The sequence below is a fragment of the Streptomyces sp. NPDC002309 genome (genome assembly GCF_053593375.1).
This window is the reverse complement of record NZ_JBSFCI010000004.1, coordinates 217,151-242,849: the sequence shown is the minus strand read 5'-3', so window position 1 is coordinate 242,849 and position 25,699 is coordinate 217,151. Positions and strand designations below refer to the sequence as shown.

Here is a 25,699-nt window from a genome sequence, read left to right as displayed (position 1 = left end):
CGATTTACTGCATGCCGAAGCCCGCACGGGCGAAGCGGCGGTGCGAGGAAAAGTGGAGGAGGAAAGCGCCGTCAGATGACTCGGCGTGCCGCGAGAATCCGCGGTTTCCACGAGGTGAGAGTCGCGATGCGGACCACGTCACCGGTGCGCGGGGCGTGGACGATCAGCCCCTGCCCGATGGCCATCCCGACGTGCTCGGGTACTGCGGCGGTCCCCTCGGTGAAGAGGAGATCACCCGGCCGAAGGGCGTCGACCGATACGGCCTTGCCGTCCTTGACCTGCGTGTATGTGGTTCGCGTCATGGTGACCTCGGCGGCCTTGTACGCCTGCTGCATCAGTGAGGAGCAGTCGCACCGGCCCATCGGGTTCTGGCCGTGGGAGTCGGTGCAGCTCCCGCCCCACTGGTATGGGGTGCCGAGCTGTCCCAGCGCCCAGCGGATCGCCGTCTGAACCTTCGGCGGAGCGTTGGCGGGGATCTCGTACTCGGCCGGCAGCGCGCCGGCCGGGATGGTGCCGAAGTCCGCCCCGTCACCGTCCGCCGAACAGCCGCCCGCGGAACTGAGTGAAGGGCTGCCGGTGTCGGTCGAGCCGGACGGCGAAGGACTCGGCGATGAGGTGCCGGCCTTCTGCAGCAACGGCTCGATGGCCTTCTGCAAGGCGGTGGCCAATGGCTCCCACTTGGCGTACGCGTCGGGGAAGCCCGACCTCTGCACCGCCTGGGCGGCCTGGGTGACGGACAGGGACTGCCAGCCGGAGACCTTCCTGAGCCCCTCGTAGAACTTGGTACTGGCGTGCACCGGGTCGAGGATCTCGTTCGTCGTGCCCCAGCCCTGCGACGGCCGCTGTTGGAACAGGCCCAAGCTGTCGCGGTCGCCGTAGGTCAGGTTTCGCAGGCCGCTTTCTTGCAGGGCGGTCGCCAGAGCCACGACCTGCCCCCGCGCCGGGATGTTCATCGCGACGCCCGTGGCCTGGATCGTCCTGGCATTGGGCACCTGCTCTACGGGGTCGTCCAGACCCGGTACAGAGACCGAGCCTTTGTCGCTGCCGTCTAGGATGGCCTTCACCTGCGTGGCGACGGCGGAAGTATCCACGCCCTGTGCACCGTCGATCGAGCAGGAAGCCGAGGCAGTCACGGCGCCGACGGCAAGGATCGGACCGGCCAGCAGCAGCGGGCCGGTCGCGCACAGACCGAGGACGGCTCCGGTCGCCTTCCTCATCGCAGCCGCCGTTCACCGAGATGACGGTGCCGGCTGGGTGACGGCAGCGGGTCGGGGCGCGGATGTATCAGGGCATGCTGCATCGCAGCGGCTCCTCGGTGTTCGTAGGAGGCGCGGTGCCGACTTCTCGTGCAAAGCCGTCGGCACCGCACCGATGTGCATCCGCCTCTCGGGCGGCCCCGGGGCAGAGGAGTCGGTAGTTCCCGGACGCCGGTTTCAGGTCACGAGCGGCAGCCAGCCGCGCTCGTAATCTCAGGCAGTACACGAGGACCTCCGGACGGCGTTTGGGACTGCGTGGCCAACGTGCCGCCGACGCTGCTCGATTGGACGAGACGGCACGGATAAGCACAGGTCAACGGGGGTGGAGCGAGGCTCCTGCCCGGGGACACGGCGAGACAGTAGACCGGGATTCCGGCCGCACCAAACGACTCCCGCTCTCGCGTCCGCAGCGCGGGTCACCTTGTTAGGCGCGGCCGGAAGTCGCCGTTAACCTCCGGTGCAACCTCGCCCGAGACAATGGCCGTTGAGCGCCGTCCGGAGCAGGTCCAGATCCGCAGTGCCCGAAGAGAGGCCCTCCCCATGAGCTACACACTGCACCGAGGCGACGCCCTGACCGTCCTGAAGTCCCTCCCGGACGAGAGCGTCAACGCGGTGATCACCGATCCCCCCTACAACTCGGGTGGACGAACCAGCTCGGAGCGCACCGGCCGCACCGCGCGAGCCAAGTACGTCACCAGCAACAGCGCCCATGGCCTTGCGAACTTCCCTGGAGAGAACCGCGACCAGCGCTCCTACCGCTCATGGCTGACCGAACTGCTCACCGAGTCCTACCGGGCCTCGACCGAGCACGCCGTGGTCATGGTCTTCTCTGACTGGCGCCAGGAGCCCACAACGACCGACGCCCTGCAGATGGCGGGGTGGACCTGGAGTGGCACCATCCCATGGATCAAGCCCGCCAGCCGGCCCCGCAAGGGCGGGCCGAAGCAGGACTCCGAGTTCATCCTGTGGGGCGTCAAGGGATCCCTCGACAACACCCGCGACCTCTACCTGCCCGGCCACTACATCGCCTCCCAGCCCCGCAAGGGCCGGGTCCACATCACCCAGAAGCCGGTCGAAATCATGCAGCAACTCGTCCAGGTCTGCCCCGAAGGCGGCTCCGTCCTCGACCCGTTCACCGGCAGCGGCTCCACAGGTGTCGCGGCCCTGCGCGAAGGACGCCGCTTCGTAGGCGTCGAACTGTCCGCGCACTACGCCGACATCGCTGAGAAGCGGCTGCGCGCCGAGCTGACGAAGGACGACTTCGAGCTGGCCGGACCGGAGGCATGAGCATAAGAGCGGAGACCCTGGGGCCGGCGGCCCGCAGACGCCGAAGGGCGGCTGGTGCATCGAGTAGCCGATGCACCAGCCGCCCTTCTCGTTGCGTCAGGCCGCTTCGAACGCCCGCCGGATGAGCGGCGCCGCCCTCTCCAGGTCGGTCGCCGAGGCGAGGCGCACCTCCAGGTCCCCGGTCCCGAGATGTCCGGCCGGAACAACATCAGCTCGGCCTCCAGCGTTCCCTCCCGCGATCTCTGCAAGGAAACCAATCGAACGAACGCCCTGGATATTCCACCTGCGGGTAGGCAGATCACTCAGCGGGGCGACGCTCTACCGTAGAAGCCGTAGAGGATGGGCTCAGGTCAGAGGATGACGCGCAGCTCGACCTCGTGCAGCAGTCCTGTCGACGCTGCTGCTGGCGTAGCCCGAGATATTGAGCCTTTGCCAACTTGCTGCGTGGGCTGGCCGGTTGGTTCGACACATGAGTGAAGCCCCTGGTAGACGGGTTCACGACCAAGATCACCCGGTACCCACCAGAGGCTTCACGTGCTTGTCTACCCGTGCGGGCTGGACGTGTCCAGTCGGTCCCTGTCCTTCCTTACCACCCGTCTGCGCGAACACCGTCGTCGGATGGGAAGCCGCTGGCGCCGGCTCTCAGTCGGCCGTCAAGCCCTGCTGGTGCTGGCGCATCTGCGTAACGGGACCACGTACGCCCAGCTCGCAGCAGGTTTCGAGGTCGGGACGAGCACGGTCTACCGCTACATCAGGGAGGCCGTCGACCTGCTGGCCGGCCTTGCACCGACCCTCGCCGAGGCAGTCCGGGCTGCTTCGGGGAAGGCGTACGTCCTGCTCGACGGGACGCTTCTGCCGATCGACCGGATCGCTGCAGACCGGCCCTACTACTCTGGAAAGCACAAGAAACACGGCATGAACGTGCAGGTCATCGCCGATCCGTTCGGCCGGCTGCTGTGGGCCTCGCCCGCACTGCCAGGAGCCGTCCACGACGTATACGGGCAGCCCGCGAACACGGCATCATCGACGCTCTCGACCAGGCCCGCATCACCTGCTGGGCGGACAAGGGCTACCAGGGCGCCCGCGGCACCGTCCGGGTCCCGTTCCGGGGCCGATGGGAGACGCTCTCCACAGGCCAGCAGGCCGTGAACCGATCCCAGGCCAAGATCCGCGCCCTCGTCGAACAAGCCATCGCCACCCTCAAGTCCTGGCGGCTGCTCCGCAGACTTCGCTGCTCGACCACCCGCATCACGGGCATCGTCCAGACCGTGCTCACCCTGCATCACGCCAGCTCAACCGCAGGTTGAAAAAGCCTCACTGTTGGGCAGCTGCTTGTCGAAGACCTTCTTGCCGGCCGGAGTGAGTCCGTGCCCGTGATGGGCGCTCTTGCCGACGTCCAGGCCGAGGAAGACGCCCACGTCGTCGATGTTGTCCAACCCAGCCTCCCGAACGGGGTTCGTGCGGTGCTGGCCAGGGCGTTGGCGTCGTATGCGCGCATCCACGTTATGCAGACCTGCCGCCCGCAAGCGGCCGGGCATTGCGCCAGGCCAGGCGGTAGTCGGACCTCTCATCAGCGTCTCCAACGGCGCCTCCCGGGCCCGGTGACACCACCCCCCAGGTCATCCGTTCGACAGGAGGGAACAGTCATGCCGGGCCCGGAGGCCAGCGGCCCTCTTGCAGGACCGCGGAAAGCATAACGGGGGTGACAACCCGATGCCCGGCGCGACGAACACGGACAACGACACCCCGATGTCATTCAGGGCAGTGACAGCGACCTGCCGTTCGAGGACGGAACCTTCAGGACGGTCCCCGCTGTCAATCCGTTCGGATTCAACCCGGTCAACGCGGAGACGGCCCGCGTCATGGAGCGAGGTGGTCTGCTGATCGTCTCGGCCGCAAAGCGGAACAAGTTCGGGAAGGCCACAGCAGAGGAGATGGCCTCGGCAGGCTTGGAACTGATCGACGAGGGGGCCGGGGTCCACCCGTCCCACATGTTCAGGACGATGAAGTACACCGACGGCCGAGTCATCACACCGCACGAGCGCGCGTTCGCGTGGCGCATGTACCGGAGGTTGTAGTTCAGTGAAGGTTGAGGACGTCATGAGCTTCCTCGTCGACCACAGAGCTCCGAATGTCACCCCTGGCTATGTCGCGGAGCAACTGCTCTCCATGTCCTGGATCATCGAGCCCAAGGACGGGGCGCAGATCTTCGAGACCGGGAAGGAGTGGCTGAAGTCGGACGACCCGTTCCGGGTCGAGGTCGCGATCGGACTGGAGAACCTGACCTATCTGGCCGACTCCTGGGAGGAGCTGGTCGAGCTGGCCGAACCTCTCAAGGAGAAGTTCCCCACGATGGTCGCCGACATCGACGCCTGGATGGCGAGGGCTGAAGCCTCGTACGAAAGGCGCCGGACGGGTTCCTTCTGGAACGACTACAAGCCCCACTGACGTCTCCTCGACCGATCGGCACCACACTCTGTCGCCGCCGCGTCTGGACGATGTGGAGGCGCGTCTCACGGGGGAGGATGAGCTGCTGGTTCGCTGGCTCAACGGCGGTCCCGGCACCCGCGAGGGCGTCGAAGCGTACTTCCGGCACTGCTGGGAACAGTGGGACACGGCCGGGCCGCTCCGCGCTTTCGGCATCCGCGTAGGCGCCGACGAGGTACTTGCGGAGACGATCGACTTGCGGGTTCGCAGGAACACCAGCTTCAGGAACGCCTGGACCACCCGGTCCCGCACGGTGGGGATCCCCAGCCGACGGCGCTTGGCCGTCCCCGGCTTGGGAATCATCCGTTCCCGCACGGGAAGCGGGCGGAAAATGCGGTCTTTCAGGTCGGACCGCACCTCGTCGAGGAATGCCTCGACGCCTTGCCCGTCCTCTACGGAGCGAGCGGTCTGCCCGTCCACTCCGGCCGAGCGGGCGCCCCTGTTTCTCCTCACCCGATCCCACGCGACCAGTAGGAACGCGGGGTCGGCAACGAGATTGAACAGGTCATCGAACCGGCGATCACGATCGTCGGTCGCCCAACAGTGCAGCTTGGTCTGCATCTCCAGTACCCGGCGCTCGGCCTTGAACAGCGCGAACTCCAGCGCGTCGGTATTCACCAGCGGCCTCCCGGCATTGCAGCATCCTCCCTGCCGACTTGCTGGCCCCCTTCGCCATGCACGGAGCTTTCCTCCGCTCGGACTACTACGGGGCCTCCGCCCCACCTGCGGCCCTCAGCCGGCAACGGGCCTGCCCTCGACCTCCGGACCGGATGCCAGAAAGCGGGGGCGACCGCAGGCGGTTCCCACGTTCACCATGTGCCGATCGGCCAGGTCGGCGTCCCGCTACTACCCCGGCAGCATCACCACGCCTACGCCGCAGACCTTCAGCGTGGCCTCCCCACCGGCAGTTGGAGACCGGCTTCGGAGTTGACCGCCCCTGTCGAAGCGAGCGATCACGCACTGCACCCCGGGCCCATATCCGCCAGATTTGAGCCCGGTGCAAGACTTACGGGGCTTTACACGGGTTCCTCTTCGTACGCCTTCTGGCCTTGCTTGCCGAACCCGACACGTCTGGCAGTACCGTGCCGTCCCGGCGTTGTCAGGGCTGCTTTCCATCCTCACCGGCGTTCCCCGGCTCGGACTGCCCTCAGCTTCTACCCGGCCGCTCCGACGGCCCGGCGGTAGAGGTCTCGCACCTCCACTCGGTCACATGGCGCCTCGTGGCGCACCCAGCAGTTCTTGCGCGGCAAGTCCGACAGGAGCCCGAGCACCAACCGCGCGGCCCGCAGCCGGGGTTCGACCCGTGCGAACCGGCCAGCGATTCGGCTCATGGCCACCTCGAACGCCTCCCGCCAACGGCCGGGATCTACGCTGTGACCTGCGGCCACCGTTCCTTCGTAAGTCCACACAACTCACGATGATCAACGGTGGCCGCGCCCGTCTCCGCACCGGCCCGACCAGCAAGATCACGATCTACAGCTGGAGTACTAGAGCGCTCGGAAATGTGGCAACGTCTACGCAAAGGGGACGAGGGGGATGGCCAGATGAGCGACCATCAGCGAAGGCGCGACCGGATGCGGCTTGCCCGCCAGAGCGCGGCTCCCAGCCGAATACGCCGACAGCGCGGGGAGCAGAGGGCGGGAATTCCATGGGTCACGATCGGTACGGCGGCCGGCGCCGTCGCGGCGATCGGTAGCCTCATAGCCACCGCCGTTGCCACCTACTACAGCGCAGAGGTAGCCAAGGCGCAGCTCGACCAATCAAAGAAGGACACTGAGCGCGATGAACGAGACCAGGCGACCCGGGTGACGTTCTGGGAGGAGAACTCCTTCTACGAGCAGTCAAGAGCGATCCATCTCGTGAACCGCTCGCCTGACGCGGTCTCCAACGTCCAGGTCTTCGTCGACGCGACCGTCGTCAAGGGTGAGAAAGACCTGCTCATGCTTGCTGACAGCAACCTGCCTCCGTGCTCGGAAATCGTGTACAAGGCGGGCGAATTGAGCGGGTCCATCGTGAATGGAGAAGGCGAGAAGAAGACGAGGCTGTTGAGCGACACTGCATGGGAGATCAAGAGGCTCGTATTCACTGACCGTGAAGGAAAGATCTGGTCCAGGGCGCCGGTTTTTCTAGAGCTGGAAACAGAAGTGGACTCCCTTAACCCCCTGCTTAAGGGAATCGTCGTGCCCAAGAAACAGGGAAAGGTGAAGGCTCTGGACTCGTGCGGTTCGGCATCCTGAAGCGCGGCGCGAAATCCGCTGTACGCGGCAGGCCGGGCTTCGGCACACTGGTTTGCGTGAAGATGCCCCGAGTTGAGTGCCCCTGCTGTGCCCGGCCGATCGCCGCCGGGATAGTCGCAGGGCGCCCCGGCAAGGGTCGCCTGTGGCGGCACGACCCCACCGAGCGGCCCGAGCTGTTCGGCGACGCTCTCGTGTCTTGCTCCGGGTCGCTGGAGATCGTGCACCTGCCCGCGCCCGCGCAGCTGGAGCTCGTGGAGGCCGACGAGCCCGAGGCAGAGCCGGTGGGGCCGTTGGGCACAATGGCCCTGTTCTGACCCGCCGGCCGAGAGGCCGGACTAACCGGCGGCAGTGTCACCCATCCGCATCTGCTCGGCGAGCGCCTCCCGGAGGGCTGCGCCTTCGTATTGCCGTGGAAGGCCTCGAAGACGGTCCAAGGTGATCTCGCCGACGAAGTCTTGGATCAGCCTTTCCAGCGGGGTGGGTTCGGTCATCGGCAGGCCCAGAGCTTTGAACGCCTCGTCGCTGAGCGGGGATGGTGCCTCATTGCGCAGGACGGTGAGTCGCGGGTTGTTCTCGTCCATGCTGAAGAGGACTGACGTGGTCCAGCTACAGGCGGCCCACGCGGTCCTGAGGGACTGAACGTCGGTGGCCACGGTTCCCTTGAGGGTCCATCGAACGACCGCAGTGCACCACTCGTGATCGCCGATGCGGTATGTCTGGATGCTCTCAAGCTCGTTGAAGACCGCCTCTGAGGACGCCCACCCGACCGCCGGCACGATCACCCCGTAGCCGTCGAGCATGCTCGCAGCGTTGCACCGGAAGAGGCCGTAGTCGGCGGCCGGGAAGGTTTCGCGGGACGCCCTCTCGACAGCCTGCGTGGCGTTCTGCGACTTCAGGATTTTCAGCGCGAGAGTCTCGTCCGGCGTGGTCGCTTCGGCGAACCGGGTGGCCACGTCGCCCATGCTGACCAGGTGAACGAACCGCGCTCCGAGCCCGGCGAGGTCCGCACTCATAGGAGGCGGGTAGGTAGTGCCCTTCCCGAAGTCGTTGGTGTTGGCGCTGACGAAGTACACGGTCTCGTCCGGGTGGTCGCGCGCGTACTCGACAGCGGACAGCCAGATAGCCGCATCCCGGGCTCCGACCTTGAGATCCTTCACGATCTTGCAGGGGGGAAGGTTGTTCGCCTCACGGAATGCCGCCTGCCGTAGCGCTTCCTCGCTCGTCGGGATTTCCGTCACGATGTCCAGCCACTTGCTCCGCCAGTGCTCCCGTACGTGGTCCAGTCCGCTGGGCTCGACCGTCGTGTCCAGCGGCCAAGGAGTCACCTGGCGGAGGGCTTCAACGGCCTGGACGGCCTTGTCGTACTTCTCGCGGTACTTGATGGCTTGCTGAGCGGCGAGTTCCTCCAGCACCACCCACGGCACGCCGACCTGTTCCGCGTTGAGTGTGCGGATCGCCCGAAGGAGGTCGGCGCTACTGCTCTCCGGGCTGAAGGATCGCAAGATGCTGGTGTCCAGGATGATCAACGCTCGCCCCCCAGGCTTCTGTCCTTGACGAACGAGGATCTCAGCAACGGGTGCGTGAATGCTCCAGGTTTCAGTGAAATGAACCCCGCGCTCGGGGTGTGGAAGCTGCGGCGGGGATCTCGGCCCGTCGCATCCGGGCCCCCGTGCTCGGGGTTACGGGGGCCGGGAAGACGAGCGGCTCGAGGGAGGTGGCACCGGCGGCCGGGGCATGCGCGACCCCGCCGTCCCGGACGCTGGCTGCGGCATGACCGACGGTGCGGCTCTCCCGGCCACACGCTTGCTCAAGGCGCGCGAGCGCGGGCTGCAGCAGAACTGGTCAAACCGTGCGCAGGCGCTGAAAGTCGCCCGTTACATCAATTTACAGGGTTACCTTCGGGGTTGGCCCCTCCAGCTGGACGCTGGTTGGTGGGGATCGGCGATACGTTGAAGGTTGGCTCGCCCACCGTCAGGACGTGCACCGAATAGGTGTAGTTGAACATGCGACAGTTCAGCAAGCCAAGAATGGCGTTGAGGACCAGGCACTTTTGGCTCCCGGCACCTGTGAAGAACTGGGACTCCAGTTGCACATCCGCGCTATCGACAGCGAAAACGGTCGCTTCGTCTTCGAATGGAGCCAAGGCTCCTGGAGAAGCGACAACCGTGAAACTGTCGATCGACCCTGGCTTCCCCGGTTCAGCGCCCGAGTAGAACCTCACCTGGCCTGGTGTGACGGGGAGGAAAGTCTTCACCGTGAAGTGCTGGGTCGTATCCAGGACAGCGATATCGCACTGGACCCACCCCGTGTAAATTTCGAGCAAGAAGCGTTCGTTTCCGGCGCTCGTTCGGTTGGTCCAGTGGCGCATGTAGTGGGAAGAGTGGACGCTATCCAGCGGTTTTCCGTAAGGTCCGGGCATCTGAAGAGTCCTTCGTCTTGAAGGTGCGACCCCACTGCATGAAGCCTTACGCATTCACGCGAAACAGCCCGACCCATTCAGTGACGCATCCGTGTCCTGCGCAGAGTCGCGCTCACGTTGCTTGCGCCAGAACCCTCACTGGCTTACATGGCATGGCCTATGTCTATTCTTGATGGTCCTTCACCATCCCGCATCTTGAGCCGGGTGCTTCTGTGAGGTGCGAGCTCTTGTGGCCGAGCCCGAGCGGAGCCGGTCGGCCCTTTGAGTCCGTAACAAGATCTTGTTGAGGTGCCCTGGTCGGGCGTAACCGATGTGATGATCCGGCCGTTTGCGTCGTGTGACGACTCGGCCGTGGATCGTGGACGACGACTTCTGGGTACGGATCGAACCGCTGCTACCGCCCTGGCCCGAGCGGTCACCAGGACCGAAACCCATACCAGACACCGGTTGTGCCTGCAGGGCATCTTGTACGTCTTGTGTCAGGACATCGCCTGGCAACTCCTGCCGTTGGAAGTCGGGTTCGGCTCCGGACAGACTTGTTGGCGACGCCTGGACCGCTGGCAGAAGGCCGGAGTCTTCGAGCAGCTGCACCGCGTCCTGCTCGCCGAACTGCACGCGGCCGACGAACTCGACTGGTCCCGCGCGTGCGTGGACGGCTCTCACTTACGCGCGAAAAAGGGGGTGCCGCAACCGGTCCGTCGCCGGTCGACCGGCGGAAGACAGGCAGCAAACACCACTTGATCTGCGACGGGCGCGGCACCCCGCTCCGGGTCATCACAACTGCCGCCAACGTCAATGACATCACCCAAACCCTCAACCTGGTCGACGGCATCCCGTCGCCGGACGGACCGGCCGCCCGCGAAGGCGACCCGAGTCCGTTCTGGGCGACAAGGCGTACGACTCATGCGCTGTGCGCCGTGAACTTTGGCGCCGCCGGATCCTGCCGGTGATCTCCCGTAGGGGCGTGCCGAACATCAAGAGTCTGGGCAAGCTCCGCTGCGTTGTTGAGCAGACCTTTGCCCTGCTGCACCAGTTCAAGCGCCTGGCCGTGCGGTGCGAGCGACGCCTCGACCTCCACAATGCCTTTGTCTCGCTGGGCTGCAGCCTTATCTGCTGGCGACGGCTCAAGAAGGCTGCCAGACCATGATCGCAGAAGCCCCCCGTGCCGGAAGGTTCCCTTGTAGAGGGCGGCGGGTACGCCGGGGCATCCTCACCGCGCTCGCTACTCACCTGTCTCGTGCTCTGAACGATCCATGGCCGGCGGCTCGTTGTAGGTGATTACCACCGGCGCGTTTGCCTCTGCCCGTGCTCGGTCCGACGCCGTCGCGATCTCCTCGTAGGTCCATTCCCTGTACAGGCGCTCCCCATGGGCATCGGTGATGTCGATGACCACGCTAGTCCACTCCTCGGCGGGCTGTTCGGGGATGAGTCCCAACTCGTACGTAGCGTCCTGGAGGAGGGATTCGGTGACGCGTATGCCGGTGAGTCTCTCGGCCAGAGCGAGGACCGCCGCCTTCCGGTCGACGTCCGGAGCGCTTTCGTCGTGCTTTCCCTCGAAGGTCAGAGGGAAGCCGACTTCCCGCAGCAGGGGGACCAGTTCATCAGGGGTGTTGCCGTCGCGCGATGAGGGGCCCTCGAACGTCGTACGGAGCTCACCATCCTCGAACCAGTGGAAAAGGTGGATGGGTTTGCCGCCGTTGGTCGAGTGCGCCACGACCCGGCCGCTCTTCGACAGCGTCTCCACGCACGGCGCCGCGATCCCCAGGCCACCGTCGAATCCGAGGACGAGTGTCCAGTCGCCGTTCTCGCCCGGAGCGCTGAAGGCGCCCGCGACGTAGGACTCGTCCCAGTAGTCGTAATCCACCTCGGCGCGGTGAGCGTCGTCCGCCTCGATCAGCCCGGCCGTTCCCTCCCCAGTGCCGCGCAGTTCCGCCTCCATCGCACGCAGCACCTCGCGCGGGGCCCACCCCCGTATCAGTGTCAGTGTGTATCCGCTCTCCATCATGTGGCGGAAGACCGGCGAGGTGCGGATCCAGGCGTAGTCGTGCGCAGTCACCAAGTTCATACGGCGCAGTGTGCCCGATGCCTCTGACAACGCCCCGTGCAAGCTGGTTCATACATCTGGAGCTGGTCGGTCGCGCTGCCGAGTCCGCGTCAGCAACATGATCGTGTTACGAGCTCTTTGCCAGTCGTGGCGTTGTTCAGACCGAGTGCCCGCCCGTTAGGCCTGCCACCGGTTAGGCGTCTTGCGGGTCTCGTGCCACCAGTTGAACGACGACCAGCCGCCGCGGGGACAGGGCCGCTTCACGCCGCCGATTCCCTCGTCGTCGACCTTACGCATGTACCAGACGCGGATTGCGCCCCAGTCGACCATGCCGTGCGGGCGGCACGCCTCGCAGTCGGTGACCCTGCACGCCACGGCATGCACCCCTCCCGGAATGGGGGCGGGCCCCCGGCACCTGACGATCACAGCGGGGCCGCAGAAGTAGCCGATACGCGAGGAGGCCCCCGGCCCTAGCCGGGGGCCTCACTCGGGTCAGTCAGGCGCGCGGGGTCAGCCGAGCATCATCCCGTCATCCCTGGTACCGCGAAGTACCAGCGTCGATGCGGCGGCGGCTCCGACCGCCTGGGCGACGGCGCTCACGTGGTCCGGCGGGCAGACCGCCGCGACCCCGATGACGACCACGCCGATGAGGATGACCTTGAAGCGGGGGTTGCCGTGGAGGGGGTGACGGGGCCCATCATGGGGAGAGGGCGTCAGCATTGTTGCCGTCCTATCTGCCGCGAGAGCGGCGGTCCGGCCACTGGGCGTCCTCACGATGCTTGCGAGGCTAGAGGCGCCTGGTGGCCGCTGAGTTGGTGCTCCAAGTTTCCCGGCTGTCTTGTGTCCTCAGGAGGGGGTCGAGACAATACGCCGACAAAGTGACCTCTATGCGTTACATCCTGGGGGGACCGTGCCGCGCCGACCCACGCCACTGAACCCAGACGATGGCCCTCGGGCGCGATTTGCCCTAGCGCTCAGGAAGTTGCGCGACGAAGCGGGCTTCGATGCCATGACGATTGACGCCATCGCTGCCGAAAGAAAGATCCCCCGGGCAACGCTGTATGCGGCCATGAGAGGCGCGCGCATTCCGACCGTCCCGGTGCTCGCAGCGCTCGTGCGAGCGTGGAACGGAGACCCGGGTCACTGGCTTAGATTCCGCTCCGAAACGGAGGCGGAAATCGAGAATCTTCGCCTCTCCCGGAAGGGGCCTCCGGGTGCGGACGCAGTGCGTAGTGTGGACTTCCGTCGGCATGGCATCGCACGCGGAGAGGGGGAAATGGAGTGGATTAAGAAACTCGTCGCGGAGGTAATGGAAGATGCCTCAGTTTCGGGAAGTTCCAGTAACAGCGCGGATTCCGATCAAAGTCCCCACGCGTCCGAGGGGCTGCTTTCGCGCGAGGAGCGCAGGCAACTGCTAGAGGAATTGCACTGGAAGGTAGACCGGCTGATCGTCGACGGAGTTGATGAGACGGAGCAGCGCGCAGCTATGGGAGTGGCACAACAGCTGCAGGACAGGCCCGGCGCGACAATCCTCTACGTTAAGAATGAGGAGCAACTGCGAGCGCTGCTGCGAACAATTGGCCCCTTGCTGGAGTCGATTAATTTGGAAATTAAAGTCAAGAAAGGCGGCATGACGCGACGTGAAGTGATGGCGTTGCTCGACGGTATGTCGCCAGATGCAGTCTCGGAGCGGCTTATAAGCGGGGGATTCGGCGACGATGCCGCTGCCGTTTGGCAGTACTTGCGTTTTCGAGCAGGGCGGCCCGGATATCGCGATCTGGCTCTGGCCACCGATCTGTCTTTCTATAAGGTGAGAGATGTTCTCCATGCGAATAGACCAGGTCGAGGCGCGATGGAGAAGGTGGCCCGCGAGCTTTTCGATCGGATCGCTGGGGTCGACGATCGGCGCCGTACGCAACTGACTGACGGACAGAGCCCCGCAGATAACTAGGACTGCGGCGCAGCTCCGTCCGCCCAGCAGGGCGTCGTGACGCTACCATTCCGCTAAGGGCTTGCAGATCATTAACACGTTGAGCCTTTTCCAACCTCGTGGTGAGGGTGGCTGGTTGGTCGCGGAGGTCTGTACAGCGCAGTGAAGCTCCTGGTAGACGGGTTCACGACCAAGATCACCCGTTGTCTTCCAGGAGCTTCCGTGCTTGTCTACCCGTCCGGGATCGACCTGTCCAGTTCGACCCTGCGGTTCCTTGCCCGTCACCTGCGTCAGCGCCGCCATGAGATCGGTAGCCGGTGGCGACGCCTGCCAGCGGGACGCCAGGCACTCTTCACGCTCGCGCACCTGCGATGCGGCGACACCTACGGCCGGCTCGCCGCGGCGTTCAACGTCGGCATCGCCACCGTCTACCGCTACATCCGCGAAGCCGTCGAAGTCCTGGCCGCCCTCGCGCCAACGCTTGAACAAGCCGTCAGCACCGCGGCGACGAAAGCGTTCGTGATCCTGGACGGCACCCTGCTGCCGATCGACCGCATCGCCGCCGACCGCCCCTTCTGTTGAGTCGGCACGGAGCGCGGTGCCTGTGTTGCCACCGGTCCGTTTCTCCGTGCCGCTCGCCGAACCCGGCGTGCGGCTCTCACCGCACCGGGCTCTCCACGGTCTCTGCCGTTCAAGCGTGGTTGAGTGTCCAGGGGTTGGGGATCGTGTTGCCCCGGTATCGGTAGCGGGTGACCGCGGTCGAGACCATGGGGAACAGTTCGATCCCGTCCGCTGAGAGCTTGTGCCACCGGCCATTGCGGTCGGTAAAGCGTCGGCGGACGTCCTTCCACCTCCAGCGATGCAGCACCATCCACCAGCTGGTCACCCGTCGCCATACGAACTGGTCCAGGGCTTTCAGCGTGGTCTTGCATACCGCGTGCTTGAAGTAGTTGACCCAGCCGCGCAGAATCGAGTTGATGCTCTTCAGCACGGTCCCCGGGTCTTGCTGCGACGTTCTGTTCGTCAGGGCACGGATCTTGTCCTTCACCTGCCGGATGGGCCTCTTGGCGATGAAGGTGTAGACGTACCACTTGTTCGAGCCCCGCTTGCGGCGCCACTGGATGTGGAACCCAAGAAAGTCGAACCCGTCCGACATGTGCACGATCTGAGTCTTGGCCGGTGACAGCCTCAGCCCGAGAGGGTGCAGTACGTCGGCAATGTCCTCGCGCAGACGGGCGACGTCACCACGGCTGCCGTCGACCAGGACGACGAAGTCATCCGCGTAGCGGACGATGCGCCAGTTCGCGCGGCCGTGGAGACGATGGTGTGCCCGCCTGAAGTCCCTCGCGGCCGGCCTGCTGAGCAGCATTGCGGCTGGCGCGATGATCATCGCGGGCCCGGCTGGCCAGGCTTCCGCAACTCCCGCCGCCTCCGACGCTCCTGTCACCGCTGCGTACTCTCCGGGCTGCAACACTGCCACGTGGGATGGCATCAATCTTCTGCGCAGTGTCGGGATCAACCCGTGGATGCAGGAGCCGTGGTACGTGGAGGGTCTGCTGCGTGCGGTTGCCTCCAACTACCCCAAACCCTGGGACTTCGACCGTGCGGCGCTGAACATCACGAGAGCTTGCTCAAACGGATAGCCGTTCAGCGGGCGCTAGCCCGCTGAACCACAAAGCCGCCCGCCTGCGCTCCCGTGGCGGGCGGCTCCGAGGTCGGTGCCGGTCTGCGGTCTCAACGGAGTGTCCGGAGCCTGGGCGCTTGGTCGTGTGACCGCAGTCGCGGCCGACGCACCGCGCGTTGCCCGCGCCGCACGCCAGTGGCAGGGCAGTTTGAACCTACGGAACGGGCTCGTAAGTCACGGTATGGCCGATGCAACCGGCGGCGGTCTCCTGCAGAGCCGCCACCTCTGCGTCGTCAACGGCGAGATTCCAACGGAGCTTGGTGCCGACCCACTCTGTTACGTACCGGCAGTGTGCACCGGTGGCAGGCGGCATCCAGTCGGTCGGGTCCTGGTCAGCTTTGCTGCGGTTTGAGCGTGCAGTGACCGCGACGAGGCTGGCCTCGGCGCCCTGGTCGTTGGCGTACAACTCACGGCGCTGCGCTGTCCAGGCTGAGGCGCCGCTGTCCCATGCTTCGGCGAGCGGAACCATGTGGTCGATGTCCAGTCCCGACGGTCCAGTTACGACGGTGGCGTCGTAGTACGAGAACCAGGTCCCGCCGGCCAGCCGACAGCCGGGAGCGACTTCCGGCTGTTCGACTGCTTCGGAGATCAGTACCTCGTTGCGGGTGTGGCAGCCGTCGGCGGGATCGTTGCCGGAGTTCCAGTGTCGGAAGCTGCTGCGGGTGTAGCCGTCGCGGGACTCGGTGCCCAACGGCAGGCTGGCGATGGCGTCAGCCAGGGGGAGTGTCTCTGCGGCGTGAGCGGGTGGAGAGGCGGTGAGGGACAGGCCGGCGAGCGTGGCGGCAGTCAAGCCGCGCCACAGGGTCTGGATCATGTGACGTTGATAGCGGCTGACCAGGGCGCATTGACGGCGGCTGGTCCGTGAGCCCCCTGTGTGAGTGGATTGGTCCTACTGGAGAAACGAAACGCCACCCTCGCAGTGAGCAGCCCGGAGGATGCTTGACGTACCGCCTCGACCGGTAACCTGAACCCGATGCCGCTGGTTCTGGGCCGGGCTCCCTGTCTTCAATGACTGAGGAGTCCTTCCAATGAGCGGATGCTGCGGGCAGGGGCCCGTGATCGTCAGCGGGGCCGCACCGACGCCTCGTGTCGATGTCGAAGCCCTGCTGCTGTGCGATGTCCTCCCCGGCGGCACCATGGCCGGTCTCGCCCTCGTCGAGCCCGTCTACGACACCGTGTCCGGCGACCGGATCGGCACGCGCATCGTCGACCCGACCACCGGCGCCGCCTACGTGCCGACCGGCACCCTCGGCCTGTGCTCGCTTCCCGACGCCTGCACGCGACAGATCAGCACCGTCTACCGCTGCGACGACACCAACGGCGACGGCGAGCCGAATGTCACCTTCACCGAGGTCTGGGCGCTCGACCCCTGCACTGGGGAGGCCCCGGAGCTGATCGGGACGTTCGCCGAGGACGACTACGGCACGCCATATACGCCGGTCGCGCCCGTCGACTGCCCCGACGCCACGGCGGACACCCCGGTCGTGCTCGGGCAGATCTGCTACGACGCCGGGGCGGGCGAGACCCGCACCGCGGCCGTCCTCAAGTGCCAGGCGTGCAGCAGCCCAACGGTCTCCTACCTCGACGTCGAGACCGGCGCGACCGTCACCGCGCCCACCGTGGTGCCCTGCGCCACCCAGGAGAGCCGCGCGCAGCTCCTGTGTGACGTTGCAGGCGACGGCACGTCAACGCCGTTCCTGCGGACGTACACGATCGCCCCGGACGGGACGGTCACCACGGCGGACACCACCCTTGACGGAGCCATCCCGTACGTACCGGCTGGCACCGTCGGCGCCTGTCTGCCGGTAAGCGACTGCGAGTCGCCGACGACCCCGACCGCCACCGTCGGCCTGTGCCTTGCCGACGGCACCCCGATCGCCGTCACCGTCGTCCGGGACTGCGCCGGAATGATCACCTCGTCCGGCTGGATCAACCTCCTCACGGGCGCCTACAGCGCGGGCGCGCCCCCCCAGCCGGGGCAATGGCGTGCGGAGAGAGCCAGTCGATCCAGCTCAGCGGCACGTTCTGTGACGTCGACGGGGACGGTGACGTCGTCGGCCTGGTCCTGATCGAGTACAGCTACGCCCCGGACGGCTCGATCGATTTCGACCAAGAGAACCGTCTCCACCAGAGGCTTTGCATGCTTGTCTACCCGTCCGGCGTCGACGTGTCCAGCTCTGCCCTCCGCTTCCTCGCCGCCCGCCTGAGGAAACAACGGCGCGCTCTCGGCACCCGATGACGGCGCCTGAGCGCGGGCCGACAGGCTCTCCTCGCCCTCGTGAAGGCCTACGTCGGGGCGGTGACCCTGTTCCTGCGCTGGTGCGCGGGTACAGGGCGGGGCTGGTCGACCGCGGCCCGGGATATGGGCTGTTTATGGTGTGGCTGCGGTGGGCACCGGGCAATGGTGGCCAGCGCCAGGCCGTGGTTCCGATGCCGGGAGGAAAGCCGGTCTGTGGGGATGCGCGAATCAGCAAGGTGCTGACTGCGGTACGGATGTTCCTGCTTCACACGGTGGTCAAGAGGCCGTACCGCACTAAAGCATGGACTACAGCTGGATCTCGCTCTGTCGATATCGACTTCCTCGTCCCCGGTCATCCCCAAGCTCGTAGAGCTGCTCAAGTACCCAGGCTGGCATCGCCTTGCTACACACGTGTAGAGGCCGATGACCCGCTCTACCGACGGAGGTTCGCATATGCTCGTAGCATCCACCCCATTGGCCATGTCGCACGACTTCGCGGCGATCATCTCAGCTGTGATGGCAGCTCTCCTGGTTCTGCTCATTGCAGAGTTCCAGGCCGGTGTCCGCAACAACACAGCCGTCGCCCGTGCACTGAGTGAGGAGTACGCCGCCCCGATTAAAGAGAGCTTCCTCGCCCACTATAATGGAACACCGCTTCCTTCAGCAGATCAAGCCCGCGTTGACAAGGAGCTGAGCAAGTACCAGCAGCTGCGCCGCTCGTCACAAGTGAACGTCGCTTGGCAACTTCTCTTCCTAATCGCCGTGGCAGCCCTCGTTGTCGCGCTGTGCGTCGTGTTGTTTTGGGCGGCGCACCCCGCTCCGGCCACAGGAAATATCAAGCAGACCACTGATGGAACATGGCAGGCCAAGACGGCTTTGTGGGTAACAGGGAGTGCCTTCGTGATCCTGGGCGTGGGCTTCTTCATGAGGTATGCAGCCGCATACAACTTCAGGCGCCTTCAGGCCAGCATCAAGCTGGCCAAGGAGTGCTCTCTCACGGACAGCCCCTCCGAGGTACGCAGGCGTTACACAGAGTGGGAGGACACGCTGTCCCCCCGTCCGTTGTTGTCTGGCCCTTACGCCATGTCGACCGCGTTCATCGACCCCCGTAGGTGGTCCCACTGGCTGAGCAGGTACGGCTCGTAAGCACCCGGCCCTGCAGCTGATGCGGCCATCGGCGAGGCTCCGACAGTGCGCGTCGACCAAAGCGACGCGCACCCTCGTCATCCGGGATCCTTATCCATCCGCTCGCCCACGATCCACCACTCTTCCATCCCGGATTCATCGAGTTGGCGGATGAGATCGTTAATCCGCGTTCTGATCTCCGACTCCTCATCCCCTGGCGGCACATGTGCTGGGCGCGTCAATTCCCACCACTCGCGAACGATCGGATCGTGAAGGAATCGAGAAACGTGACGATAAAGGTCATCTCTGCTGAATTCGCCATTGCGGTAGCGATTGGTGATATGTTCAAGGGTAAAACGGCACTTGATGAACTTTGGCATCGTCTCGAAAACCTGCTGTTCTGTGTTGATGCCGACCGGCTTCAGATCTTCGTACGTCGTTTTTTGCACGGCCTCCATCTGAAGTATCGCCCGTTGCACGTCATCTGGCTGCAACGCGCTGCAGGCGAACTCGAGCAACACCCCCACCAACATTTGGCTCTTCGTGTAGCGCAGTTCTGCCTCGTTCAGCAGCTCTGGCTTGCCAGCCATGATCTGATCGACCAGCCGCTCTCGGGCACGCAACTTCCGATAAAGGCGCCACCAGCCATCGCTCTGACGGTGTAACCGCTGTACCTTGCGGATCTGCTCCACCAGAGCCTGAAGGTGGGCCTCCTGTGCAGGCGTCCACTGCTGCTGAGAACCTCTGGGAATCTCCTGGACGATATGGGCGCCTCTCAGCAGCTCCATGACTGCCCTGAACGCCAGTTCAGGCGTTTGGGCGTCGTCGTGTCCGGACACACTCACCTCTTCCTCAACCTCGTCCGGGCCCTCCAGCCTCACCACCATCTTCTTGTGTGACATGTCCGTCGCCAGCGGCTTGGAAGCGGCAAGGACGGAGGGGCTTGGTGAGGATCGGCGGAACTCTGCTCGAACACGCTGGCCGCATGCTCGATGTAGTTCAGGACGGCTTGCAGTAGAGCGGCGTAGGCGTCTCGCCGGATCCCGCGCCGACTGCCCCGATGCCCTCAAGATCCATCGCGCCCTCCCGGTGCAACGATCCCACAGCAGCCCACGACTGACCCCGTGCTTACCCTTCGGGGTACGCCGCTGGTTCTGGGCCGGGCGACCGCGCGGGAGACAAGGGCAGACCCGTGGCAACGAAAGCGTTCTCGCTCAACACCGATCCCCATGTGGCTCAGCTGGGAGCCCTCGGTGAGCTGCATTTCGTCCCGGAAGTGATGGGCGACGCGTTCCTCGACGGCTATGCGGACGTCCTGGAGGCGCAGCGGGCCCTCGGGGACGGCACGGACTTGAAGGACGTGAACCCCGAGGTGCTTCGCGGGGTCTACGCGTCGATGAAGTCTTTCCTCGCCACCATCATGACGCCCGAATCGGCCGCGCGTTTCCTCCGGTTCGAGGTCATCAAGGGTGGCAAGACGGTCGCCAACTTCCGCAGCAGGGAGGAGGCCGAAGCTCACGCGGCCAGCCTCACCGGCACCGCGCGCGTCGAGGACAAGTCGATGCGGCTCCCGGACCGAGTCCTGGTCGAACTGCCGGAGTGGACGCAGGAACTGTACGGGGGCGGTAACCGCCCTACTGGGTCGTCCAGCGGATCCTCGCGAGCGTCGCGGCGGGCTTCGCAACGTGGGAAGGTCAGCTCGCCCTCCAAGGCGTCGACATCCACCGCTGGACGCTCCGCACGATGATCAGCGCCGCTGAGGCGGCGATGTACATGGCGGCGGAGGATGACGCCGCGCGCGCCCGCATCGAGGCGAAGCTGTACGCGCCTCCGCGTGGGCCTCGTCCCGTCCGACGGCAGGCGCAGCAGCGCTCTCAGGCCCCGAGCGCGGGCATGACCCGGGTCGACGCACGGTCACTGATGGCGCAGCTCGCGGCGCAGGACGCCCAGCTCGGACTGGGCTGAACCGGATAATCTGGACACGCCGCTGGTTCTGGGCCGGGCAACCGCACTCCTTCGTGAGGTTGCCCGATGGCTGGCGAAGACGTCGACTACGGTCGCGCGGTCATCCGGATCGACATCGACTCGTCCGACGCCGACAGCGACGGCCGAGTCGCGGGGACCCAGCTGCAGCGGGCCCTGCTCCGTACAACCCGCCGGATCGGCGAACAGATCCGCCGCCAGATCCAGCGGGGCTTGAACGCCGCAGCCGTCACCGTCCGGGTCGAGCCGGACCTGAGCCGGTTCGACTCCGCGCTGCTGGCCGGCCTGCGGTCGCTGGACGGCATCAACGTCCCGGTCCTGCCGGACGTCACCGGCTTTGTCGAGCGCCTGCGGGCGCTCCTCGCCGGCGTCGAGATCCCGATCCGTGTCGTACCGGACCTCGACGACTTCGACGCCCGGATCCGCGCGCACCGCCCCCCGACGGTCACCGTCCCGCTCGACGTCGATTCCGCCGCGCTGACCCGCGCGCTCGGCGGGATCGGCCGTATCGCCGGCCGCGTCGTCGGTGTGCTAGGCGGCCTGGTGCGCCTGGCGGCGATCGGGATCGCCGCGGCGGCAGCCGCTCAGGGCCTGGTCGCGCTGGGCGCGGCCCTCGCCCCCGCAGCCGGGCTGATCGCGGCCTTCCCGGCGGTGATCCTCGGCGCCCAGGCCGCGCTCGGCGCACTGCGGCTCGCCCTGATCGGCGTACAGGAGGCGTTCTCCGCGGCGCTCACGGGCAGCGCCGAGGAGTTCGAGAAGTCCCTCGAAGGTCTGTCGCCGAAGGCACAGGCCGCCGCACGCGAAGTGCGGGCGCTGAAGCCCGCATTCGAAGAGGTCCGCGACGCGGTTCAGGATGCGTTCTTCGGACCGCTGGTCGGCCAGATCACCGCCACCGCGAACGCGCTGGGCGGCCCGCTGCGGACCGGCCTGACGAACATCGCGGCAGCCTGGGGGACAGCAGCCAGGAACGCCCTCGGCTACGTCCGGGGCAACCAGGGCGTAGCGAACGTCCAGTCCATCCTGACGGCGGCTGAGCAGGCCGTCAGCGGGCTGAGCGACACGACCAACAAGCTGACCGCCGGCGTCCTCCAGTTCGCCGCGGCCGTGGCCGACGCGTTCGGCGCCGAGCTCCAGTCCGGCATCAGCAACCTGGGCCAGGACTTCGGTACTTTCCTTCAGGAGGCAGCTCGGGGCGGTGATGCCGTCCGGTGGGTCGACAACGCGCTGAACACGCTGGCGCAGCTCGGCGACCTGGCGGGGAACGTCGGCAGCATCTTCTCCGGCGTCTTCCGCGCCGCAGACGCCGAGGGCGCCGGCTTCCTGGGCCGCCTACAGACCATCACCGCGTCGGTCGCCGAGTTCGTCAACAGCGACCCCGGCCAGTCTGTGCTCGGCAACATCTTCGCGACCCTCAGCCAGGTCGCCGCCCGGCTCGGCCCGATCGTCGCGGCCGTCGTCACGCAGCTCGGCCAGATCGCGCCCGCCCTAGGTCCCATCCTCACGGGACTCGGCCCCGAGCTCGTCCAGACGATCACCGGGATCGGGCAGGCCGTCCAAGCTGCGCTGCCCCATGCGGCTGTCGTCTTCCAGCAGCTCGGTGCCGCCGCGATCTCTCTGGGGCCTGCCCTGCCCCCGCTCGCTGCCGCCGCGGCGGCCCTGGCGCGTTCTGCCGCCGACCTGGTTGCCGCGCTCGCCCCCGCTGTCGGCCTGCTCGCCCAGGTGCTCGGCCCGATCATCAACTACGCGGCTCCGGTCCTTGTGGCCGCAGCGGCGACGTTGGTGCTGATCAAGGCGATCCGGGGTGCATCCTCATCTTCCGGGCGCTCCAGGCCGCATGGCTCGCGCTGGGCGCGGCGTTCGTCGCCAACCCGATCGGCTTGATCATGGTTGCGGTGATCGGCCTGGTGGCGGCGATCTACCTGCTCTATCGCAGGTTCGGCGCCTTCCGGGCCGTCGTCGACACCGTGGGCCGCGCCCTGCGAGACGGGTTCCTCGCAGCCGTCGAATTCGTGAAGGACCTGTTCAGCGGCTTCGGTGACTTCTTCGTCAGCGCGTTCGAGACCGCGAAGTCGGCGGTGTCGTCCGGGATCGACGCCGTCGTGGCGTTCTTCGCCGCACTGCCAGGACGCATCGTCGCCGGCGCCTCCTCACTCGCCTCGACCGTCGGCCAGTTCTTCGTCGGCGCCTTCCAGTTCGCCCGGAGCGCCGTGTCGGCAGGCGTCCAAGCGCTGATCAACTTCTTCGTGCAGCTCCCCGGGCGGATCGTCGCCGGACTGGCCGCGCTGCCGGGGCTGCTGTATGAGGCGTTCACGTCCGCCGTCGCCTTCTTGATCATCGGCGTGCTGTCCTTGATCGCCGCGGTCGTGTTCGTCTTCACCGAGCTGCCCGGCCGGATCCTCAACGCCCTGGTCGGCATTGGCCAGTTCTTGCTCGCCGCCTTCACCGCCGGGTTCACCATCGTGACCGCGACGGAGCTGGGCTGGATCAACGCGACCGTCGCCTTCTTCGCATCCCTGCCCGGCCGGATCGCCAGCGGCCTGTCCCGACTCGGGGCCTTCCTGGTCACCGTCTTCACGATCGCGTTCAACATCGCCCGCGCGCGGATCACCGGCTGGATCACCCAGACCGTCGCGTTCTTCCAGGCGCTGCCCGGCCGGATCGCCTCCAGTCTGTCGGCTCTGGGCTCGTTCCTGCTGCGGAACTTCACCTCGGCGTTCAACTCGGCGCGCAGCCGCATCACGTCGTTCCTGTCGAGCGCGGTGGGCTTCTTCCGGAACCTGCCCGGCCGTATCGGCTCCGCCCTGTCGGCGCTGCCCGGCCGGCTCGCCTCAGCTTTCTCTAGCGCCGCGAGCCGCGCCCGGGGCGCGGTGTCCAGCCTGATCAGCGGCATCGTGGCCCTGTTCAGCGGTCTGCCCGGAAAGATCGTCGCGGCGCTCGGCGACATCATGGCCAAGGTGCGGTCGGGCCTGCCGTCCGCCGTCCGCAAGTACCTGCCGTTCGCCGACGGCGGCATTGTGTACGGACCGACGCACGCCCTGATCGGCGAGGCCGGGCCCGAGGTCGTCATCCCGCTCACCCGCCCGCGCCGGGCACGGCAGCTCGCCGAGCGGTCCGGGCTCCTCGACATCCTCGGCGCCGCCAAGGGGGCGCCCTCGAGCGCCCAGGCCGGGGCGGTCCTCAACCAGACGATCAACATCACCGAGGTCGGCAACGCCCGCGCGACAGCGCATCGCGTCTCGACCCGGCTGGCTCTTGATGCGGGAGTGATCTGATGCCGCTGACCGACTACGTCACGGTGGGCGGCGTCGAAGTCGTCAACCACACCCGCCTCAACACGTACTTGCAGACGGTCGGCTCACCGCTGGACAGCACGGCCGTCTGCTCGTGCGAGTCGCTGACCGCGGAGATGGTCGGCGACCTGCCGTACAACACCCCCGAGGAGGACGAGGCGCCCTGGTACGACCCGGACGTTCCGGAGTCCGCCCAGTTCGCGGGCTTTCTCCTCCTGAACGTGGAAGGGCTCGACGAGAATCCGGTTCGCCGCATCGTGACGAACGGAGTCGCCGGCGGCGGCGCGATCGGACCTGCCAGGGCCGAGCCGCGCACGATGGTGTTCACGGGCATCCTGCTCGGTGCGACCTGCTGCGCCGTGGAGTACGGGTTCCACTGGCTCGGCGAGGCCCTCCAGGGCTGCACGGTCGGGCAGTGCGAAGGCGACTGCATGACGCTGTTCAACTGCTGCCCCGGCGCTGAGATGAGCCCGGATGAGTTCGCGGAGAAGCACCGGCGGACGATCCGCCGCGTCGCCCTGGTTGACGGGCCGCGCGTCATCTCCCGGGCCGGGGACGGCTGCGTCGGCGGGGACTGCGAGTCCGGGGCCGACATCGTCGGCGTTGAGTTCACCCTCACCGCGGGTACCCCGTGGCTGTGGACCGACCCGATGACCGTCATGGAGATCGTGCCGCCGGTCGACCCGGACGACGGGTGTGTGACCTGGTGCCTGCACCCGTCGGGCGGCGAAGGCTGCGACGGCGCCTGCCGGTTCGCGCCCTGCTCGGATCCCACCGCGGCCTGCGCCGACGACCGGTGCATGCCACCCGCACCCCCTGTGCCGCTGCCGCCCGATACCTGCTTCTGCCTTCCGCTGGCGGCCGAGACCGACTACTACGAGATGGACCTCACGAGCCGGCCGAGCTGGTCGGTCGACGCCCCGGTCATCACAGTCACCGCTGGCTCGGCCGCCCTGCGGAACATCACGATCGAGATCTTCGAGCGGAGCCCGAACGACTCGGCGATGACGTGCGAAGAGGTCGCTGAGCAGTACCGGTGCAGCCCGCACTCCACCTACCACGTCACCTACGTTCCGGCCGGGGGAGCGGTCACCCTGGACGGGCAGATCGGGCGGGCCTTCGTCGAGTGCGGCGGCACATGTGAGTCGTCGAGCGACGTGTATGGCCGCGACGGCGGGCCGGTGTCCTGGAAGACCCTCGAATGCGCCTCGTACTGCCTGGCCGTCTCCTCTGACGTGTCCAACCCGCCGAGCCCGGAAGCGCTCATCACGGTCAACGTCTCCGGCCGGGGGTACTGATGGCCATGGCCGGGTGCGGCACCCACACAGCCGTCATCGCCGACCGCACGGGCGCCCCGATCAGCCCGGCGACGACCCTGACCGAGGTGGAATGGCTGCGGCTCCTCGATGAGACCAGCACGGCGCGCGTGGTCATCAACCCGGACGGCGACTGCTGCGAGGCTCTCGGGCGCGTCCGGTCGTGGCGGCACAACCTGCTGATCTACCGCGACGGGCAGTTCGTATGGGAGGGCCCGATCATCACGCCGACGTGGTCACTCGGGCAGTTGGAGATCCGCGCGGCGGACATCGGGGCATGGCTGGACCGGAGAGTCGTCCACGAGACGATCCAGTTCGGCGGATCGGACCTCGCCGACATCGCGACGTGGCTCATCGGGGACGCCTTCGCCCCGACCCAGGCCACCAGGTCTTGAGGGTCGC

24 protein-coding genes and 6 pseudogenes are annotated in these 25,699 nt (G+C 66.5%); 18 read left to right on the top strand and 12 right to left on the bottom strand.

Going from position 1 to position 25,699, the window contains the following annotated elements; translation table 11 throughout:
• Positions 1–71: 71 nt before the first annotated feature.
• On the bottom strand, positions 72–1,217 hold the full coding sequence (locus tag ACWCPM_RS05720) for a C40 family peptidase (protein ID WP_450974853.1): 1,146 nt from the start codon (positions 1,215–1,217) through the stop codon (positions 72–74).
• A gap of 579 nt (positions 1,218–1,796) precedes the next feature.
• Here ACWCPM_RS05720 and ACWCPM_RS05715 point away from each other — a divergent pair.
• Positions 1,797–2,543 (top strand): DNA-methyltransferase, encoded by a 747-nt coding sequence (locus ACWCPM_RS05715; protein WP_450974852.1) that lies wholly within the window; start codon positions 1,797–1,799, stop codon positions 2,541–2,543.
• A gap of 96 nt (positions 2,544–2,639) precedes the next feature.
• On the opposite strand, the pseudogene ACWCPM_RS05710 reads toward ACWCPM_RS05715, so the two are convergent.
• Positions 2,640–2,744: pseudogene (locus ACWCPM_RS05710) on the bottom strand (DUF5655 domain-containing protein); the annotation flags it as partial.
• Between the two features lie 333 nt (positions 2,745–3,077).
• Between ACWCPM_RS05710 and ACWCPM_RS05705 the strand changes: the two are divergent.
• Positions 3,078–3,850: pseudogene (locus ACWCPM_RS05705) on the top strand (IS5 family transposase).
• A gap of 6 nt (positions 3,851–3,856) precedes the next feature.
• On the opposite strand, the pseudogene ACWCPM_RS05700 reads toward ACWCPM_RS05705, so the two are convergent.
• A pseudogene (locus ACWCPM_RS05700) lies at positions 3,857–3,979 on the bottom strand (IS110 family transposase); the annotation flags it as partial.
• A 426-nt stretch (positions 3,980–4,405) separates the two neighbouring features.
• Between ACWCPM_RS05700 and ACWCPM_RS05695 the strand changes: the two are divergent.
• Positions 4,406–4,621 (top strand): hypothetical protein, encoded by a 216-nt coding sequence (locus tag ACWCPM_RS05695; protein WP_450974851.1) that lies wholly within the window; start codon positions 4,406–4,408, stop codon positions 4,619–4,621.
• Between the two features lie 22 nt (positions 4,622–4,643).
• A complete protein-coding gene (locus ACWCPM_RS05690) occupies positions 4,644–4,991 on the top strand; it encodes a hypothetical protein (RefSeq protein WP_450974850.1) in 348 nt (115 codons plus the stop codon).
• A 1,193-nt stretch (positions 4,992–6,184) separates the two neighbouring features.
• On the opposite strand, the gene ACWCPM_RS05685 is transcribed toward ACWCPM_RS05690, so the two are convergent.
• The gene (locus ACWCPM_RS05685; protein WP_450974923.1) at positions 6,185–6,361 is read right to left on the bottom strand and encodes a hypothetical protein; all 177 of its coding nucleotides are present in this window, start codon (positions 6,359–6,361) and stop codon (positions 6,185–6,187) included.
• 213 nt (positions 6,362–6,574) lie between these two features.
• On the opposite strand from ACWCPM_RS05685, the gene ACWCPM_RS05680 reads away from it, so the two are divergent.
• Both ACWCPM_RS05680 and ACWCPM_RS05675 read left to right on the top strand, forming a co-directional pair.
• Positions 6,575–7,267 carry a hypothetical protein gene (locus ACWCPM_RS05680; protein ID WP_450974849.1) on the top strand — a complete coding sequence of 231 codons (693 nt, stop codon included), beginning with the start codon at positions 6,575–6,577 and terminating at the stop codon, positions 7,265–7,267.
• 56 nt (positions 7,268–7,323) lie between these two features.
• Entirely contained in the window at positions 7,324–7,581 is a 258-nt protein-coding gene (locus tag ACWCPM_RS05675) for a hypothetical protein (protein ID WP_450974848.1), read from the top strand.
• 21 nt (positions 7,582–7,602) lie between these two features.
• Here ACWCPM_RS05675 and ACWCPM_RS05670 read toward each other — a convergent pair whose 3' ends face one another.
• Positions 7,603–8,793, bottom strand: a complete 1,191-nt coding sequence (locus ACWCPM_RS05670; RefSeq protein WP_450974847.1) for a PIN domain-containing protein — start codon at positions 8,791–8,793, stop codon at positions 7,603–7,605.
• A 353-nt stretch (positions 8,794–9,146) separates the two neighbouring features.
• Positions 9,147–9,686: a hypothetical protein gene (locus tag ACWCPM_RS05665; RefSeq protein WP_450974846.1), complete on the bottom strand. Its 540-nt coding sequence runs from the start codon at positions 9,684–9,686 to the stop codon at positions 9,147–9,149.
• Positions 9,687–10,041: 355 nt separating this feature from the next.
• Here ACWCPM_RS05665 and ACWCPM_RS05660 point away from each other — a divergent pair.
• A pseudogene (locus ACWCPM_RS05660) lies at positions 10,042–10,833 on the top strand (IS5 family transposase).
• Positions 10,834–10,908: 75 nt separating this feature from the next.
• On the opposite strand, the gene ACWCPM_RS05655 reads toward ACWCPM_RS05660, so the two are convergent.
• The 3 genes from ACWCPM_RS05655 to ACWCPM_RS05645 form a co-directional block, all read right to left on the bottom strand.
• Positions 10,909–11,751, bottom strand: coding sequence for a DUF6461 domain-containing protein (locus ACWCPM_RS05655; RefSeq protein WP_450974845.1), 843 nt, complete (start codon positions 11,749–11,751; stop codon positions 10,909–10,911).
• A 156-nt stretch (positions 11,752–11,907) separates the two neighbouring features.
• Positions 11,908–12,105 carry a hypothetical protein gene (locus tag ACWCPM_RS05650; RefSeq protein ID WP_450974844.1) on the bottom strand — a complete coding sequence of 66 codons (198 nt, stop codon included), beginning with the start codon at positions 12,103–12,105 and terminating at the stop codon, positions 11,908–11,910.
• A 135-nt stretch (positions 12,106–12,240) separates the two neighbouring features.
• A complete protein-coding gene (locus ACWCPM_RS05645) occupies positions 12,241–12,450 on the bottom strand; it encodes a hypothetical protein (RefSeq protein ID WP_450974843.1) in 210 nt (69 codons plus the stop codon).
• A 262-nt stretch (positions 12,451–12,712) separates the two neighbouring features.
• Here ACWCPM_RS05645 and ACWCPM_RS05640 point away from each other — a divergent pair, with 262 nt between their 5' ends.
• Together ACWCPM_RS05640 and ACWCPM_RS05635 are read left to right on the top strand one after the other, a co-directional pair.
• A complete protein-coding gene (locus tag ACWCPM_RS05640; protein ID WP_450974842.1) occupies positions 12,713–13,681 on the top strand; it encodes a hypothetical protein in 969 nt (322 codons plus the stop codon).
• A gap of 201 nt (positions 13,682–13,882) precedes the next feature.
• Positions 13,883–14,236: pseudogene (locus tag ACWCPM_RS05635) on the top strand (helix-turn-helix domain-containing protein); the annotation flags it as partial.
• Between the two features lie 115 nt (positions 14,237–14,351).
• Here the strand turns inward: ACWCPM_RS05635 and ACWCPM_RS05630 are convergent.
• Positions 14,352–15,140: a group II intron maturase-specific domain-containing protein gene (locus tag ACWCPM_RS05630; protein ID WP_450974841.1), complete on the bottom strand. Its 789-nt coding sequence runs from the start codon at positions 15,138–15,140 to the stop codon at positions 14,352–14,354.
• 358 nt (positions 15,141–15,498) lie between these two features.
• A complete protein-coding gene (locus ACWCPM_RS05625) occupies positions 15,499–16,158 on the bottom strand; it encodes an HNH endonuclease family protein (protein WP_450974840.1) in 660 nt (219 codons plus the stop codon).
• A 214-nt stretch (positions 16,159–16,372) separates the two neighbouring features.
• On the opposite strand from ACWCPM_RS05625, the gene ACWCPM_RS05620 reads away from it, so the two are divergent.
• The 3 genes and pseudogenes from ACWCPM_RS05620 to ACWCPM_RS05610 all read left to right on the top strand — a co-directional run bounded on the left by ACWCPM_RS05620 (position 16,373) and on the right by ACWCPM_RS05610 (position 18,729).
• Positions 16,373–17,413 carry a hypothetical protein gene (locus ACWCPM_RS05620; protein WP_450974839.1) on the top strand — a complete coding sequence of 347 codons (1,041 nt, stop codon included), beginning with the start codon at positions 16,373–16,375 and terminating at the stop codon, positions 17,411–17,413.
• Between the two features lie 71 nt (positions 17,414–17,484).
• Positions 17,485–17,703: pseudogene (locus ACWCPM_RS05615) on the top strand (IS5/IS1182 family transposase); the annotation flags it as partial.
• Between the two features lie 360 nt (positions 17,704–18,063).
• Positions 18,064–18,729 (top strand): hypothetical protein, encoded by a 666-nt coding sequence (locus ACWCPM_RS05610; RefSeq protein WP_450974838.1) that lies wholly within the window; start codon positions 18,064–18,066, stop codon positions 18,727–18,729.
• Between the two features lie 77 nt (positions 18,730–18,806).
• Here ACWCPM_RS05610 and ACWCPM_RS05605 read toward each other — a convergent pair whose 3' ends face one another.
• A complete protein-coding gene (locus tag ACWCPM_RS05605; RefSeq protein WP_450974837.1) occupies positions 18,807–19,610 on the bottom strand; it encodes a DUF6082 family protein in 804 nt (267 codons plus the stop codon).
• Positions 19,611–19,900: 290 nt separating this feature from the next.
• On the opposite strand from ACWCPM_RS05605, the gene ACWCPM_RS05600 reads away from it, so the two are divergent.
• From ACWCPM_RS05600 to ACWCPM_RS05575, 6 genes are all read left to right on the top strand, one after another.
• Positions 19,901–20,455, top strand: coding sequence for a hypothetical protein (locus ACWCPM_RS05600; protein WP_450974836.1), 555 nt, complete (start codon positions 19,901–19,903; stop codon positions 20,453–20,455).
• A complete protein-coding gene (locus ACWCPM_RS05595) occupies positions 20,452–20,673 on the top strand; it encodes a hypothetical protein (RefSeq protein WP_450974835.1) in 222 nt (73 codons plus the stop codon). Before ACWCPM_RS05600 ends, ACWCPM_RS05595 begins: the two co-directional genes overlap by 4 nt.
• A 66-nt stretch (positions 20,674–20,739) precedes the next feature.
• Positions 20,740–22,572 (top strand): hypothetical protein, encoded by a 1,833-nt coding sequence (locus ACWCPM_RS05590; RefSeq protein ID WP_450974834.1) that lies wholly within the window; start codon positions 20,740–20,742, stop codon positions 22,570–22,572.
• Positions 22,569–23,963: a hypothetical protein gene (locus ACWCPM_RS05585; RefSeq protein ID WP_450974833.1), complete on the top strand. Its 1,395-nt coding sequence runs from the start codon at positions 22,569–22,571 to the stop codon at positions 23,961–23,963. The genes ACWCPM_RS05590 and ACWCPM_RS05585 overlap by 4 nt, the downstream gene beginning before the upstream one ends.
• The gene (locus tag ACWCPM_RS05580; RefSeq protein ID WP_450974832.1) at positions 23,963–25,279 is read left to right on the top strand and encodes a hypothetical protein; all 1,317 of its coding nucleotides are present in this window, start codon (positions 23,963–23,965) and stop codon (positions 25,277–25,279) included. The genes ACWCPM_RS05585 and ACWCPM_RS05580 overlap by 1 nt, the downstream gene beginning before the upstream one ends.
• Complete coding sequence (locus ACWCPM_RS05575) at positions 25,279–25,692, top strand: hypothetical protein (protein WP_450974831.1); 414 nt, start codon at positions 25,279–25,281, stop codon at positions 25,690–25,692. The genes ACWCPM_RS05580 and ACWCPM_RS05575 overlap by 1 nt, the downstream gene beginning before the upstream one ends.
• Positions 25,693–25,699: the final 7 nt, after the last annotated feature.